Here is a 12734-nt window from a genome sequence, read left to right on the forward strand (position 1 = left end):
TCGCCTTCCGGGGGCGGGGATGGGAAGAACCCAATCCTGCATCTCCAGATCAGACGACAGCAAGGGCTTGACGTTAGGTGCAGAGTCCAACAAACTGAATTTCCATTCACATGAATCCCTCTTGGAGGTCAGCGATGGGCCGTCGAGTCCTTGTGGCCGGCGTCGGGATGATCCCGTTCGCCAAGCCGGGCAAGAGCGACACGTACAACGTCATGGGTGAGCGCGCGATCCGCGCCGCACTCCAGGACGCCGGGGTCTCCTACAACCTGGTCCAGCAGGCCTACGCCGGTTACGTCTACGGCGACTCGACCAGTGGGCAGGCCGCGCTCTACAGCGTCGGCATCACGGGCATCCCGGTCGTCAACGTCAACAACAACTGCGCCACCGGCTCCACCGCGCTGTGGCTGGCCAAGCAGGCTGTCGAGGCCGGCATCGTCGAGTGCGCGATCGCCGTCGGCTTCGAGCAGATGCGCCCCGGTCCCCTGGTCAAGCACTGGATCGGCGACCGCCCGAGCCCCACCGCCCGCTTCGACGCGGTGCTGGACGAGCTGCACGGCATCGACGAGTCACTGCCGCGCGCGGCCCAGTTGTTCGGCGGTGCGGGCATCGAGTACCTGGAGAAGTACAGTCCGGACCCGACGATCTTCGCCAAGATCGCGGTCAAGTCGCGCAAGCACGCGGCCAACAACCCCTACTCGGTCTTCCGCACCCCGATCACCGAGCAGGAGGTGCTGGACTCGCCGCACATCTTCGGCCCGGTCACCCGCCTCCAGGCCTGCCCGCCCACCTGCGGGGCGGGTGCCGCGATCCTGTGCTCGGAGGAGTTCGCCCGCAAGCACGGGCTGAACCCCGAGGTCGCCATCAAGGCCCAGGCCTTCGTCTCGGACACCGAGTCCAGCTTCGAACCGAAGAGCATGATCGAGGTCGTCGGCTCCGGCCTGACCCGCCGCGCCTCCCAGCAGGTCTACGAGGCCTCAGGCGTCGACCCCCGCGACATCGGGGTCGTCGAGCTGCACGACTGCTTCACGGTCAACGAGGCCCTCACCTACGAGGCCCTCGGCCTGTGCGAGGAGGGCGGCGCCGAGAAGATGATCATTGACGGCGACAACACCTACGGCGGCCGCGTGGTCGTCGGCCCCTCCGGCGGCCTGATGTCCAAGGGGCACCCGCTGGGCGCCACCGGTCTGGCCCAGTGCACCGAGCTGGTCTGGCAGCTGCGCGGCCTCTCCGAGGACCGGCAGGTCGAGGGCGTCAACCTCGCCCTGCAGCACAACCTCGGCCTCGGCGGCGTGGGCGTCGTGACCCTCTACGAGAAGCTCTCCTGACGCCGCGTCCCACCGATTCCCCGTTCCACACAGAGAAAGTGAGCAACCCCATGGGACAGCTGGATGGCCGCGTCGCGGTGATCACCGGCGCCGGCGGCGGACTCGGCCGTGAGCACGCGCTGCTCTTCGCCGCCGAGGGCGCCAAGGTCGTCATCAACGACGTCAACAACGCCAAGTCCGTGGTCGAGGAGATCCTGGCGGCCGGCGGCGAGGCCGTGGCGGTCGAGGGCAGCGTTGCGGACCTCGCGGTCGGCGAGCAGCTGGTGACCGCCGCGGTCGAGTCCTTCGGCGACCTGCACGTCGTCGTGAACAACGCGGGTGTCATCCGCGACGCGATGCTGTGCAACATGACCGAGGAGCAGTTCGACCTGGTCGTCGCCGTCCACCTCAAGGGCGCCTTCTCGGTCAGCCGGGCGGCCGCCCGCTACTGGCGCGAGCAGTCCAAGGCCGGCGTCGTCGCCGACCGCGCGCTCGTCAACACCTCCTCCGGCTCGGGCCTGCACGGCAACATCGGCCAGTGGAACTACTCGGCGGTCAAGGCCGGGCTGGCGATCCAGGTCGTCAACGCCTCCCGCGAGCTGGCCCGCTACGGGGTGCGCGCCAACTCCATCGCCCCCGTCGGGCGCACCGAGCCGGTCAAGGCCACTCCGGGCATCGGCGCCGCGGTCGCCGCGCCGGTGGACGAGAACGCGTTCGACCGCTACCACCCCAAGCACATCTCTCCGCTGGTCGCCTACCTGTCCACCGCGAACTGCCCGTTCAACGGCCAGGTCTTCTCGGTGCACGGCGGCCATGTCGGCTTGTACGGCGGCTACTCGCTCGGGCACGCGATCAACTCCGCCGACCACCAGTGGTCCACGGCCGAGCTCGCCGAGATCATGGGCGCCGAGGACTTCCCCAAGTCGGTCGAGATCACCCGCCAGCGCATCGTCCCGCAGGATGGCGCGCAGTGAGCCACGCGTACGAGTTCCCGATCGACTACAGCAAGATCCGCGAGTTCGCCCGCGCGGTGAAGTCCGAGCACGGGGCCCACCTGGGCGCCAAGCCGGTGATCCCGCCCACCATGCTCACCAGCGCGCGGCTGATCTGGGAGGACCCGGAGCGGACCATCACCAAGCTGACCGGCTTCGACCGCAGCCGCATCCTGCACGGCGAGGAGGAGTACGTCTTCCATGGCCCGCTGCCGCGCGCTGGGCAGACCCTCACCTGCGAGACCCGCATCACCGAGCGCTTCGAGAAGCCGGGCAAGCGCGGTGGCGTCATGAAGTTCGCCAGGCTGGTGACCGAGTTCCGTGACGAGAACGGCACCCTGGTCGCCGAGCAGAACAGCACCATCGTCGAGACCGCACGTCCGCCGAAGGCCGAGGAGGAGCAGGCATGAGCACCATCACCGCGCTGACCCTGGCCGTCGGCCAGGAGGCCGAGCCGCGCACCTTCGCGCCGATGACCCGCACCGACTACGTCAAGTACCAGGGTGCCTCGGGCGACTTCCACCCGCTGCACCACGACGAGGTGTACGCGCAGTCGGTCGGCTTCCCGAGCGTCTTCTCGGTCGGCATGCTGCAAGCCGGCATGCTCGCCACCTACGTCACCGACTGGCTCGGCGTCGAGGACATCCGCCGCTTCAAGGTCCGCTTCGTCGACCAGATGTGGCCCGGCGACGAGCTCACCTGCTCCGCGAAGATCGCCGACATCACCGACGAGCCCGGCGGCGGCAAGCGCGTCACGCTCGAACTGCAGGCGCTGCGCCAGACCGGAACCGCCGCCCTGTTGGGCACCGCCGAGTTCGTCCTGCCGAGCGTCAGCGCCGCAGTCTGACGAATTCCCACGGCCCGGCCCGGTGCCTGGCCTCCCTTCGCGCTGGCCCCGGCCGGTCCGGACCGCTTCAGCCGGCCGGGGCTGGCGCCCACATGAACAGCGCTTCACCCCTGGCTCACGTGCCGTGCCAGTACTCGGAGGACGTCGTGTATCTCACCCAGCCCCTGCACCGGGGCCTTCAGCAGTCCCCGGACCGGCCCATGACGGTCTGCGGCGAGCGGATCCGCACCACCCGCGAGGTGGCCGACCGGGTGGCCCGCCTCGCGGCGTCCTTCATGGGCCTCGGCGCGCAGGAGGGCGCCCGGATCGGGATCCTCGCCCTCAACTCCGACCGCTACCACGAGTTCTTCTTCGCCAGCTGGTGGATGGGCGGCGTCGCCCATCCGATCAACACCCGCTGGTCAGCCGCCGAGATCAGCTACGCCCTCACCGACTCGGGCACCGAGGTGCTGCTCCTCGACGACACCTTCGCCCACCTCGGCCCCGAACTGCGCGAGCACTGCCCAGGCCTGCACACCCTGATTCACTGCGGCGACGGCCCCACCCCCGAGGGCATGCTCGGCTACGAGGAACTGGTGGCCGAATTCGCCCCGGCCCCGGACGTCCGGCGCGGCGGAGACGACCTCGCGCTCCTCCTTTACACCGGCGGCACGACCGGTCAGCCCAAGGGCGTCATGTCCAGTCACCGCGGCCTGATGGCATCGATGTACGGCTCGATGCTGACCAATCACGCGGTCCACCCCGGGAGCGTCACCCTGATCACGGCGCCCCTGTTTCACATCGCCGCCTTCTGCAGCTGGCACAACCAGAACGTGGTGGGCGGCACACAGGTCTTCCTGCCCGTCTTCTCGGCGCAGGCCTTCATGGAAACCGTCCAGCGGCACCGGATCACCACCTCGATCCTGGTACCGGTGATGGTCCAGGCCATCAGCGACCACCCGGAGTTGGAACGCTACGACCTCAGCAGCCTGCGCACCATCACCTACGGCGGCGCAGGCAGCCCCGAAAGCCTGCTGCACCGGGCGATGAAGGCCTTCCCGCAAGCCGAATTCACCCAGGGCTACGGCATGACCGAGACCGGGGTCCTCACCATCCTCGGCCGCCAGGAACACCACGAGGGCGGTCCCCGGTTGCGATCGGCCGGACGGGCGACCGCGAGCGTGGAGATCGCGGTCGTCGGACCGGACGGCGCCGAGCTGGCGCCGGGACAGGTCGGCGAGGTGGTCACCCGCGGCGACCACCTGATGCTCGGCTATTGGGGCAGACCCGAACTGACCGCCGAGGCCCTGCGCGACGGCTGGATGCACACGGGCGACGGCGGCTACGTCGACGACGACGGCTACCTGTACATCGTGGACCGACTCAAGGACATGATCATCAGCGGCGGCGAGAACGTCTACTCCGCCGAGGTCGAGAACGCCCTCGCCGCCCACCCGGCGGTGGCCTCCTGCGCCGTCATCGGCGTCCCCGACCCGCAGTGGGGTGAGCGCGTCCACGCGATCGTCGTCCTGCGACCCGGGCACGCCACCACCGCGGAGGAGCTCCGCGCCCACGCCAAGACCCTGATCGCCGGATACAAGGCCCCGCGCACCGCCGAGTTCGTCGACTCCCTGCCGACCTCGGCCGCCGGAAAGACCCTGAAGCGCCAGCTGCGGGACGCCCGCGCCGACGGCTGAACGCCACCCGCACCGCGCCCACCACGAACCAAGGAACAGAAGCGAGAACCGTCATGAAGCGCAGCGTCTACAACGAGGACCACGAGGCCTTCCGGGCCGTCGTCCGCGACTTCGTCGCCAAGGAGGTCACCCCCCACTTCGCCGACTGGGAGGCGGCAGGCATGCCCCCGCGCGACCTGTTCCGCAAGCTCGGTGAGCTCGGCGTGATGGGCTTCGGCATCCCCGAGGAGTACGGCGGCCCCGGCGACACCGGCCACAAGTACCAGGCCATCATCAGCGAGGAGACCGCCCTGGCGGGCGTCGCCCTCGGCCACTACAACGTCAGCTCCGGCATCGTGCTGCCCTACCTGCTCAACCTGGCCACACAGGAGCAGAAGCGCCGCTGGTTCCCCGGCATCGCCTCCGGCGACATCATGCTCTGCGTCGCCATGACCGAGCCGGGAACAGGCTCCGACCTCGCGGGCATCCGCACCACCGCGAAGCTCTCCGAGGACGGCACCCACTACGTCCTCAACGGCGCCAAGACCTTCATCACCGGCGCGCGCAACTCCGAACTGTGCGTCGTAGCCGCCCGCACTTCCGCCCCCACCGCCGAGGACCGCCGCGCCGGGCTCAGCCTGCTCGTCGTCCCCACCGACGCCGACGGCTTCACCTTCGGCCGCAAGCTGGAGAAGATCGGGCTCAAGTCCTCAGACACCAACGAACTGTCCTTCGTGGACGTCAAGGTGCCGGCCGCGAACCTGCTCGGCGAGGAAGGCAAGGGCTTCTCCTACCTCGGGCAGAACCTCCCGCGCGAGCGGCTCCAGATCGGCGTCAGCGCGACCTCCGCCGCCACCGCCGCGATCCGCTTCGCCAAGGCCTATGTGCAGGAGCGCAACGTCTTCGGCAAGCCGGTCGCGTCCTTCCAGAACACCAAGTTCGTGCTCGCCGAGTGCGAGACGGAGGTCGCGGCCGCCCAGGCCCTGGTCGACAAGGGCCTGGACCTGGAGGAGGCCGGCGAACTCACGCCCGCCGACGCCGCCCGGATCAAGCTGTTCTGCACCGAGACGGCCGGCCGGGTCATCGACAAGTGCCTCCAGCTGCACGGCGGTTACGGCTACATGCTGGAGTACCCGATCGCCCGCCTCTACGCGGACATCCGGGTCAACCGCATCTACGGCGGTACCAGCGAGGTCATGAAGACCATCATCGCCAAGGACATGGGCCTGTAGCGCCCAGCATGAGCAGCCTCCCTACCCGCACTGTGGGGACGCACGCGGGCAGGGAGGCGCCCGGGAAGCGGGCAACGGCGGAGGCAGCCCCGAGGGAAGGGCTGCCTTCGCCCCGGACCAGCGACACACGACGGCGAGGCCGACCATGAAGCGCAGCATCTACAACGAGGAGCACGAGGCGTTCCGCAGCGTGATCCGCGACTTCGTCGCCAAGGAGGTGACCCCCTGCTTCACCGAGTGGGAGGCCGCCCGGCGCACCCCGAGGGAGCTGTTCCACAAGCTCGGCGCGCTCGGCGTGCTGGGCTTCGACATCCCCGAGGAGTACGGCGGCCCGGGGGAGACCAGCTTCAGGTACCAGGCGATCATCGCCGAGGAGACCGCTGCCGCCGCCGGGGTGTCCTTCGGCCACTACTCGGTCACGACCAGCATCGTCCTGCCGTACCTGCTGAAGCTGGCCACCGAGGAGCAGAAGCGCCGCTGGTTGCCCGGCGTCGCCAGCGGCGAGACCGTGCTGTGCATCGCCATGACCGAGCCGGGCACTGGCAGCGACCTGGCCGGCATCCGCACCATCGCGAGGCTATCCGAGGACGGCAGCCACTACGTCCTCAACGGTTCCAAGACCTTCATCACCGGTGCGCTCAACTCCGAGCTGTGCGTGGTTGCCGCCCGCACCTCCGCGGCGACCCCGGAGGATCGTCGCGCCGGGCTGACCCTGCTGGTCGTGTCCACCGACAGCGAGGGCTTCGGCTACGGCAAGCAACTGGAGAAGATCGGCCTCCACGCCCGCGACACCTCCGAGCTGCACTTCACCGACGTGAGGGTGCCGGTCGGGAACGTCCTCGGGGAGGTCGGCAAGGGCTTTTCCTACCTCGGCCAGAACCTGCCCCGGGAGCGGCTCTCCATCGCGGTCAACGCCGTGGCGGCGGCCGTCGCCGCGATCCGGTTCGCCTCTGACTATGTGCAGGAACGCACCGTCTTCGGCAAGCCGGTGGCCTCCTTCCAGAACACCAAGTTCGTGCTCGCCGAGTGCGAGACGGAGGTCGCGGCCGCCCAGGCCCTGGCCGACCAGGCCATCGAGCTCGACGACGCACGGGAACTCACGCCCGCCCACGCCGCGCGGGTCAAGCTGTTCTGCACCGAGACGGCGGGCCGGGTCATCGACAAGTGCCTCCAGCTGCACGGTGGTTACGGCTACATGCTGGAGTACCCCATCGCCCGCCTCTACGCCGACACCCGGGTCAACCGCATCTACGGCGGTACCAGCGAGGTCATGAAGACCATCATCGCCAAGGACATGGGCCTGTAGCGCTGTGGCGCTCACACCCGTCCGTATGAAAGGAAAGCACCACATCATGGGAACCCTGGACGGCAAGGTCGCCATCGTCTCCGGCTCCGGCCGCGGCATCGGACGCGAGATCGCCCTCAAACTCGCCTCCGAGGGAGCGGCCGTCGTGGTCAACGACCTCGACCCGGAGCCCGCCGAGCAGACCGCCACCGACATCAAGGCCGCCGGCGGCAACGCCGTGGTCTGCGCCGGATCGGTGACCGAGGAAGGCTTCGCCGAGCGCTTCGTGGCCACCGCCGTCGACTCCTTCGGCGGACTGGACGTCATCGTCAACAACGCCGGCTACACCTGGGACTCCGTCATCCAGAAAATGACCGACGAGCAGTGGGACACCATCCTCGACGTCAACCTCAAGGCACCGTTCCGGATCCTGCGCGCCGCCCAGCCGTTCATCAAGGCCAACCCGAGCGAGTACCACCGCAAGGTCGTCAACATCTCCTCCACCTCGGGCTTCTACGGTGCCGCCGGGCAGTCCAACTACGGTGCGGCCAAGGCGGGCGTGATCGGTCTGACCAGGACGCTGGCGAAGGAGTGGGGCCGCTACAAGGTCAACGTCAACGCTGTCGCCTTCGGCTTCATCCTGACCCGCATGACCGAGGTCACCGCCGCCGACAACGCCACCCTGGAGATCGACGGCCGCGAGATCCGCGTCGGCATGAACCCCGACCGGGCCGCCATGGCATCCAAGATCATCCCCTTTGGCCGGGCGGGCACCCCCAAGGAGGCGGCCGGCGCGGTGTACCTGCTGTGCACCCCGGAAGCCGACTACATCAACAGCCAGTGCATCGTCGTCGACGCCGGCCGCGTCTGACCAACCAGCGGAAGAACGAGGAAATCCCCATGTCCGTCCCCGACCCCCGCGACCCGCTCGGCTTCGACGACCTGCTGAGCGATGAGGACCTCGCGGTCCGCGACACCGTCCGCGCCTGGTGCGCGGACAAGGTGATGCCGCACATCGCCGACTGGTACGAGTCCGGCGAGCTGCCGACCGTCCGCGAGCTGGCCCGCGAGCTCGGCTCGATCGGCGCGCTGGGCATGCACCTGGAGGGCTACGGCTGCGCCGGCGCGACCGCCGTGCAGTACGGCCTGGCCTGTCTGGAGCTGGAGGCGGCCGACTCCGGGCTGCGCTCGCTGGTCTCGGTCCAGGGCTCGCTGGCGATGTACGCGATCCACCGCTGGGGCTCCGAGGAGCACAAGCAGACCTGGCTGCCGCGGATGGCCGCGGGCGAGATCATCGGCTGCTTCGGCCTGACCGAGCCCGACCACGGCTCCGACCCGGCCTCCATGCGCACCAACGCCAAGCGCGACGGCGGCGACTGGGTCCTCAACGGCCGCAAGATGTGGATCACCAACGGGTCCGTGGCCGGCGTCGCGGTGGTCTGGGCCCAGACCGAGGACGGCATCCGCGGGTTCATCCTCCCCACCGACACCCCTGGGTTCTCGGCGCCGGAGATCAAGCACAAGGGCTCGCTGCGCGCCTCGGTGACCGCTGAGCTGGTGCTGGACAACGTGCGGCTGCCCGCCGACGCGGTCTTCCCCGAGGTCCGCGGCCTCAAGGGCCCGCTGTCCTGCCTGAACCAGGCCCGCTACGGCATCGTGTGGGGGGCGTTGGGCGCGGCCCGCTCCTGCCTGGAGACGGCGCGCGAGTACTCCATCACCCGCGAGCAGTTCGGCAAGCCGATCGGCGGCTTCCAGCTGACCCAGGCCAAGCTGGCCGACATGTCCCTGGAGCTCAACAAGGGCCTGCTGCTGGCCTGGCACCTGGGCAACCGCATGGACGCGGGCACGCTGCGTCCGGAGCAGGTCAGCTACGGCAAGCTCAACAACGTGCGCGAGTCCATCGAGATCGCCCGCACGTCCCGGACGATCCTCGGCGCGAACGGCATCAGCTACGAGTACCCGATCATGCGGCACGCCAACAACCTGGAGTCCGTGCTGACCTACGAGGGCACCGTCGAGATGCACCAGCTCGTCATCGGCAAGGCCCTCACCGGGCAGGACGCCTTCCGTTGAGCACGAACGGGGACTCCGCGCCGTCCTACGGCGGGCCGGCGCCCAGGAGCTCCCCCTTGGTCACCTACTGAGTGCGCCCTCCCGGAGTCGATCCAGGGCGGGTCGCGGCAGCGCTCACGCGCGTCCGCAGAACGAGAAAGGATGGGTCCATGACGACCGAGCGCAAGGGGGTCGTCGGCATCGAGCGGATCGGTGTCGTGGGCTGCGGGCAAATGGGCGCGGGTATTGCGGAGGTGTGCGCCCGTGCCGGGTTCGACGTCCTCGTTGCCGAAGCCGATGCTGACGCCGTGGGGCGCGGTCGGGAGCGCGTTGAGGCCTCGCTGGCTCGCGCCGTCCGTGCAGGTAAGCTCGCCGAGGGGGATTCGGCGGCGACTCTCGCCCGGCTGCGCTTCACCGCCGATCTCGGCGATATGGCCGACCGTCAGGTGGTGGTCGAGGCCGTCGCCGAGATCGAGGAGGTCAAGACGGACCTGCTGGCCGAGCTCGACGCGATTGTCGCCGACCCGGACGCGATCCTCGCCACGAACACCTCGTCCATCCCGATCATGCGTCTGGGCACCGCTACGTCCCGCCCGGCGCAGGTCATCGGGATCCACTTCTTCAACCCGGTGCCGGTGCTGCCCCTGGTGGAACTGGTCCCCTCACTGCTGACCTCGCAGGAGACCCGGGCCCGCGCGGAACGCTTCGTCGTCGACGGGCTCGGCAAGCACGCCGTGCCCGCCCGCGACCGCGCCGGGTTCGTCGTCAACGCCCTGCTCATCCCCTACCTGCTTTCCGCGGTGCGGATGGCCGAGTCCGGCTTCGCCACTGCCGACGATATCGACGCCGGCATGGTGCTCGGGTGTGCCCACCCGATGGGCCCGCTCAAGCTGGCGGACCTCATCGGCCTCGACACCGTCCGCGCGGCGGCCGAGGCGATGTACGAAGAGTTCAAGGAACCGCTCTACACGCCACCCGCGCTGCTGCTGCGCATGGTCGAGGCCGGCCTGCTCGGCCGAAAGACGGGGCGCGGCTTCTACGACTACACCACGACGGCCTGAATCCCTGGGGGAACCGGTGACGAACATGGGCTTCCTGCGCCAGGCCCCGGTGGCCGCTCCGTTGCGCTACCGGCGCTGGGGTGGTATCCGGCGGCTGCCAGGCGGGTACGGGCCTTGGTGGTCACGGAGGCGTCGACGTCGAGGGCGGTCACCGCGGCGTCGCCGAGCTCGTGCACGAGCAGCGCGGTGTCCCAGCCGGTGCCCACGCCGAGGTTCAGCGCCGTGTGGCCGCGGTGGGCGTCGAGTGCGGCGACCATGCGGGCGACGACGGACGGCATGCTCGCCGAGCTTGTCGATACCCGCCCGGCCTCGATGCCGTCGTGAGCGCCGTCGTCCCACTGCGTGACGATCGGGATGTCCGACGCGGCGGCGGCGAGCCAGGCGTCCGGGTCCGTGCGGCGGTCGATCGCCACGCTCGTGCCACTGTCCATGTCCCACGCCCAGATCAGCTCAGGCAGGAACAGCGAGCGCGGCAGTGCGGTGAAGGCCTCGACCCATTCGGGTGCGGTGTTGTCGGGCAGGTACCGCCCCGGCGCGTGGCCGGGGCTGTCCTCCTGCCGCTCAGCAGGGGTGAGCGTCACTTGCGGTGGCCTCCGTCACCGGGAGGGGTGGAGCCGTCCGGGGATGGCGGGTCCGGCGGCGGCGTCCACGGGGTGCCGGGGGTTTTGTCGTCGTCACCGCCGTCGTGGGCGAGGACCATCGGGTGCTCCTTCCGCTCGGTCTGATGGTGCATGAGGTAGTGCGGGTGCCGCCCCCTGTGTGCGGGAACAAGCCAGCGGGCGGCACCGTCCCGCCCGGCGGTGAGTCCATCCCCGGGCGGAGATCGTGGAGGCCGGCCGCTTAGGACGCGGCCTTGATGTTGCCGGGCTCGGTGGTCCACTCGACGCCGCCGCCCGGCGGCAGGACGTACGCGAGCTTCACGGTGCGGGTGCCGTGGTTACCGATGAGCTGGGTGTCCATCACTGCCCGCAGGGTGCCCGTGCGGCCCGTGGCGGTGTCCTCCACGGTCCGCCCGAGGAGCGGGTGCCGGTGGTGGCCGAATGAGCCCGGCGCGGTCATGGGGTCAGTCCTGCCGCGAGGCGTCGGGCGCGGCCGCGTGCGTGCTGGGCGAGGACCAGGGCGCGGCGCTGGCGGCGTGCCCCGTCGGGGACGTGGACGGTTCGGGTGCCGTCCGGGGCGGTGGTGATCAGGAGCGGTGTCGCCATCGGTCGGTCCTCCCGGTGCTGGCGTGGTGGCCGCTCGCACCCGCGACGGGGGACACGGGAGCGAGCGGCGCTTCGTGGGCCAGGACCAGAGCCGGGGGAACGGCGCGCGTGTGGTGTGGTGGCTCCGGTCGTCAGCCGATCACCCTTGCGCCGCCACCGGTTGACGGTGCGTCACTAGGCGATGACTCGAAGGTAGGAGCGTGTGCACCCGGGCCGCGAGTTTCTTCTACGCAATTGCACGGAACTACGCGTCGAGGGCTGCCAGGGCGTCTGTGATCAGGGTGCGGGCGGCCTCGCCGTAGACGGCGCTGCGGCTCAGCTCGGCGAAGGCGTGCAGGTAGTCGGCGATCTCGCGGGGCTGTATGACGTTGATCTCCGCTGTCAGGCTCTCCACGCCTACGTGGTGGTCGTCGAACGCGTAGAACGCTTCCAGGGGCCACACGGTGCGCTCGGCCCCGAACGGGATGATCCCGAGGGAGACGGAGGCGAGCGGCATGACGGCGAGTAGGTGGCGCAGTTGATCGGCCATCGCTTGCGCCGAGCCGAGTCGGTGCCGCAGCACGGTCTCTTCCAGCAGGAACGCGAAGCGGTGGCCGTCGTAGAGCAGGCGGGAGCGGGCGACGCGGGCGGCGACGGCGTCGGTCACGTCGTCCGGGGTGCCCTGGAAGCGCGTGATGGACGCCAAGAGGGCGGCTGCGTACCCGGGGGTCTGCAGCACGCCGGGGACGACGTTGGACACGTAGATGCGGCACAGGCCGGCCTCTTCGTGCCAGGTGTTCCAGTCGCGCTGTGCCTTGCGCATGCCGTCGCGGTGGACGCGCCGCCATTCCCGGTACATGCCGTCGACCGCGCGGGCGGTGGCGATCAGGTCTCGGGCCTGGTCCTCGGCTCCGCACGCGGTGCACCAGGCACGGATGTCGGTCTCGGATGGCGGGGTGGTGGCGTTGAGGATGCGGGAGGTCTTCGACGGGTGCCACCCGCACCGGGTGGCCAGCTCCTGCCCTTTGAGTCCGGCGTCGCGCATCAGCTCGCGCAGGCGTACCGCGACCGCTTGGCGTGCGGCCTGGGCGCTGGACGACGGGGAGACGGGCATGGCGGCTA

15 protein-coding genes are annotated in these 12734 nt (G+C 69.8%); 10 read left to right on the plus strand and 5 right to left on the minus strand.

The genetic code is table 11. The annotated features are described in order from the left end of the window. The first annotated feature begins 134 nt into the window (after nucleotides 1–134). The 10 genes from TR50_RS22215 to TR50_RS22260 all read left to right on the plus strand — a co-directional run bounded on the left by TR50_RS22215 (nucleotide 135) and on the right by TR50_RS22260 (nucleotide 10428). Nucleotides 135–1325 carry a lipid-transfer protein gene (locus TR50_RS22215; protein ID WP_042424470.1) on the plus strand — a complete coding sequence of 397 codons (1191 nt, stop codon included), beginning with the start codon at nucleotides 135–137 and terminating at the stop codon, nucleotides 1323–1325. A gap of 50 nt (nucleotides 1326–1375) precedes the next feature. Beyond that, complete coding sequence (locus tag TR50_RS22220) at nucleotides 1376–2278, plus strand: SDR family NAD(P)-dependent oxidoreductase (protein ID WP_042424473.1); 903 nt, start codon at nucleotides 1376–1378, stop codon at nucleotides 2276–2278. After that, a complete protein-coding gene (locus TR50_RS22225) occupies nucleotides 2275–2706 on the plus strand; it encodes an FAS1-like dehydratase domain-containing protein (RefSeq protein WP_042424476.1) in 432 nt (143 codons plus the stop codon). Before TR50_RS22220 ends, TR50_RS22225 begins: the two co-directional genes overlap by 4 nt. After that, nucleotides 2703–3143 carry a MaoC/PaaZ C-terminal domain-containing protein gene (locus tag TR50_RS22230; protein WP_042424479.1) on the plus strand — a complete coding sequence of 147 codons (441 nt, stop codon included), beginning with the start codon at nucleotides 2703–2705 and terminating at the stop codon, nucleotides 3141–3143. Before TR50_RS22225 ends, TR50_RS22230 begins: the two co-directional genes overlap by 4 nt. Nucleotides 3144–3289: 146 nt before the next feature. Further along, nucleotides 3290–4819: a long-chain-fatty-acid--CoA ligase gene (locus tag TR50_RS22235; protein ID WP_042424621.1), complete on the plus strand. Its 1530-nt coding sequence runs from the start codon at nucleotides 3290–3292 to the stop codon at nucleotides 4817–4819. A gap of 53 nt (nucleotides 4820–4872) precedes the next feature. Beyond that, nucleotides 4873–6030 carry an acyl-CoA dehydrogenase family protein gene (locus TR50_RS22240; RefSeq protein ID WP_042424482.1) on the plus strand — a complete coding sequence of 386 codons (1158 nt, stop codon included), beginning with the start codon at nucleotides 4873–4875 and terminating at the stop codon, nucleotides 6028–6030. Between the two features lie 145 nt (nucleotides 6031–6175). Further along, nucleotides 6176–7336: an acyl-CoA dehydrogenase family protein gene (locus tag TR50_RS22245; RefSeq protein WP_042424485.1), complete on the plus strand. Its 1161-nt coding sequence runs from the start codon at nucleotides 6176–6178 to the stop codon at nucleotides 7334–7336. Between the two features lie 46 nt (nucleotides 7337–7382). After that, nucleotides 7383–8186, plus strand: coding sequence for an SDR family NAD(P)-dependent oxidoreductase (locus tag TR50_RS22250; protein ID WP_042424488.1), 804 nt, complete (start codon nucleotides 7383–7385; stop codon nucleotides 8184–8186). 29 nt (nucleotides 8187–8215) lie between these two features. Further along, nucleotides 8216–9388 carry an acyl-CoA dehydrogenase family protein gene (locus TR50_RS22255; RefSeq protein WP_042424491.1) on the plus strand — a complete coding sequence of 391 codons (1173 nt, stop codon included), beginning with the start codon at nucleotides 8216–8218 and terminating at the stop codon, nucleotides 9386–9388. Between the two features lie 149 nt (nucleotides 9389–9537). Further along, the gene (locus tag TR50_RS22260) at nucleotides 9538–10428 is read left to right on the plus strand and encodes a 3-hydroxybutyryl-CoA dehydrogenase (RefSeq protein WP_042424494.1); all 891 of its coding nucleotides are present in this window, start codon (nucleotides 9538–9540) and stop codon (nucleotides 10426–10428) included. Here the strand turns inward: TR50_RS22260 and TR50_RS22265 are convergent. From TR50_RS22265 to TR50_RS22275, 5 genes are all read right to left on the minus strand, one after another. Then, nucleotides 10410–11009: a protein-L-isoaspartate O-methyltransferase family protein gene (locus TR50_RS22265; RefSeq protein WP_052441207.1), complete on the minus strand. Its 600-nt coding sequence runs from the start codon at nucleotides 11007–11009 to the stop codon at nucleotides 10410–10412. The genes TR50_RS22260 and TR50_RS22265 overlap by 19 nt on opposite strands. Then, complete coding sequence (locus tag TR50_RS49770; RefSeq protein WP_269084806.1) at nucleotides 11006–11128, minus strand: hypothetical protein; 123 nt, start codon at nucleotides 11126–11128, stop codon at nucleotides 11006–11008. Before TR50_RS49770 ends, TR50_RS22265 begins: the two co-directional genes overlap by 4 nt. Before the next feature lie 140 nt (nucleotides 11129–11268). Next, nucleotides 11269–11487 carry a hypothetical protein gene (locus tag TR50_RS22270; protein ID WP_042424497.1) on the minus strand — a complete coding sequence of 73 codons (219 nt, stop codon included), beginning with the start codon at nucleotides 11485–11487 and terminating at the stop codon, nucleotides 11269–11271. After that, complete coding sequence (locus TR50_RS46865) at nucleotides 11484–11633, minus strand: hypothetical protein (RefSeq protein ID WP_160311152.1); 150 nt, start codon at nucleotides 11631–11633, stop codon at nucleotides 11484–11486. The genes TR50_RS22270 and TR50_RS46865 overlap by 4 nt, the downstream gene beginning before the upstream one ends. A 244-nt stretch (nucleotides 11634–11877) precedes the next feature. Further along, nucleotides 11878–12726 (minus strand): helix-turn-helix domain-containing protein, encoded by an 849-nt coding sequence (locus tag TR50_RS22275; RefSeq protein ID WP_042424500.1) that lies wholly within the window; start codon nucleotides 12724–12726, stop codon nucleotides 11878–11880. Nucleotides 12727–12734 lie beyond the last annotated feature (8 nt).

The sequence above is a fragment of the Streptacidiphilus anmyonensis genome (assembly GCF_000787855.1).
GTDB classification, from domain to species: Bacteria; Actinomycetota; Actinomycetes; order Streptomycetales; family Streptomycetaceae; genus Streptacidiphilus; species Streptacidiphilus anmyonensis.

Excerpts from the sequence above, each read along its gene's own strand:
- TR50_RS22215 (WP_042424470.1), top strand. The coding sequence starts at position 135 with ATGGGCCGTCGAGTCCTTGTGGCCGGCGTCGGGATGATCCCGTTCGCC.
- TR50_RS22220 (WP_042424473.1), top strand. The coding sequence starts at position 1,376 with ATGGGACAGCTGGATGGCCGCGTCGCGGTGATCACCGGCGCCGGCGGC.
- TR50_RS22230 (WP_042424479.1), top strand. The coding sequence starts at position 2,703 with ATGAGCACCATCACCGCGCTGACCCTGGCCGTCGGCCAGGAGGCCGAG.
- TR50_RS22240 (WP_042424482.1), top strand. The coding sequence starts at position 4,873 with ATGAAGCGCAGCGTCTACAACGAGGACCACGAGGCCTTCCGGGCCGTC.
- TR50_RS22245 (WP_042424485.1), top strand. The coding sequence starts at position 6,176 with ATGAAGCGCAGCATCTACAACGAGGAGCACGAGGCGTTCCGCAGCGTG.
- TR50_RS22250 (WP_042424488.1), top strand. The coding sequence starts at position 7,383 with ATGGGAACCCTGGACGGCAAGGTCGCCATCGTCTCCGGCTCCGGCCGC.
- TR50_RS22255 (WP_042424491.1), top strand. The coding sequence starts at position 8,216 with ATGTCCGTCCCCGACCCCCGCGACCCGCTCGGCTTCGACGACCTGCTG.
- TR50_RS22260 (WP_042424494.1), top strand. The coding sequence starts at position 9,538 with ATGACGACCGAGCGCAAGGGGGTCGTCGGCATCGAGCGGATCGGTGTC.
- TR50_RS49770 (WP_269084806.1), bottom strand. The coding sequence starts at position 11,128 with ATGGTCCTCGCCCACGACGGCGGTGACGACGACAAAACCCCCGGCACC.
- TR50_RS22270 (WP_042424497.1), bottom strand. The coding sequence starts at position 11,487 with ATGACCGCGCCGGGCTCATTCGGCCACCACCGGCACCCGCTCCTCGGG.
- TR50_RS46865 (WP_160311152.1), bottom strand. The coding sequence starts at position 11,633 with ATGGCGACACCGCTCCTGATCACCACCGCCCCGGACGGCACCCGAACC.
- TR50_RS22275 (WP_042424500.1), bottom strand. The coding sequence starts at position 12,726 with ATGCCCGTCTCCCCGTCGTCCAGCGCCCAGGCCGCACGCCAAGCGGTC.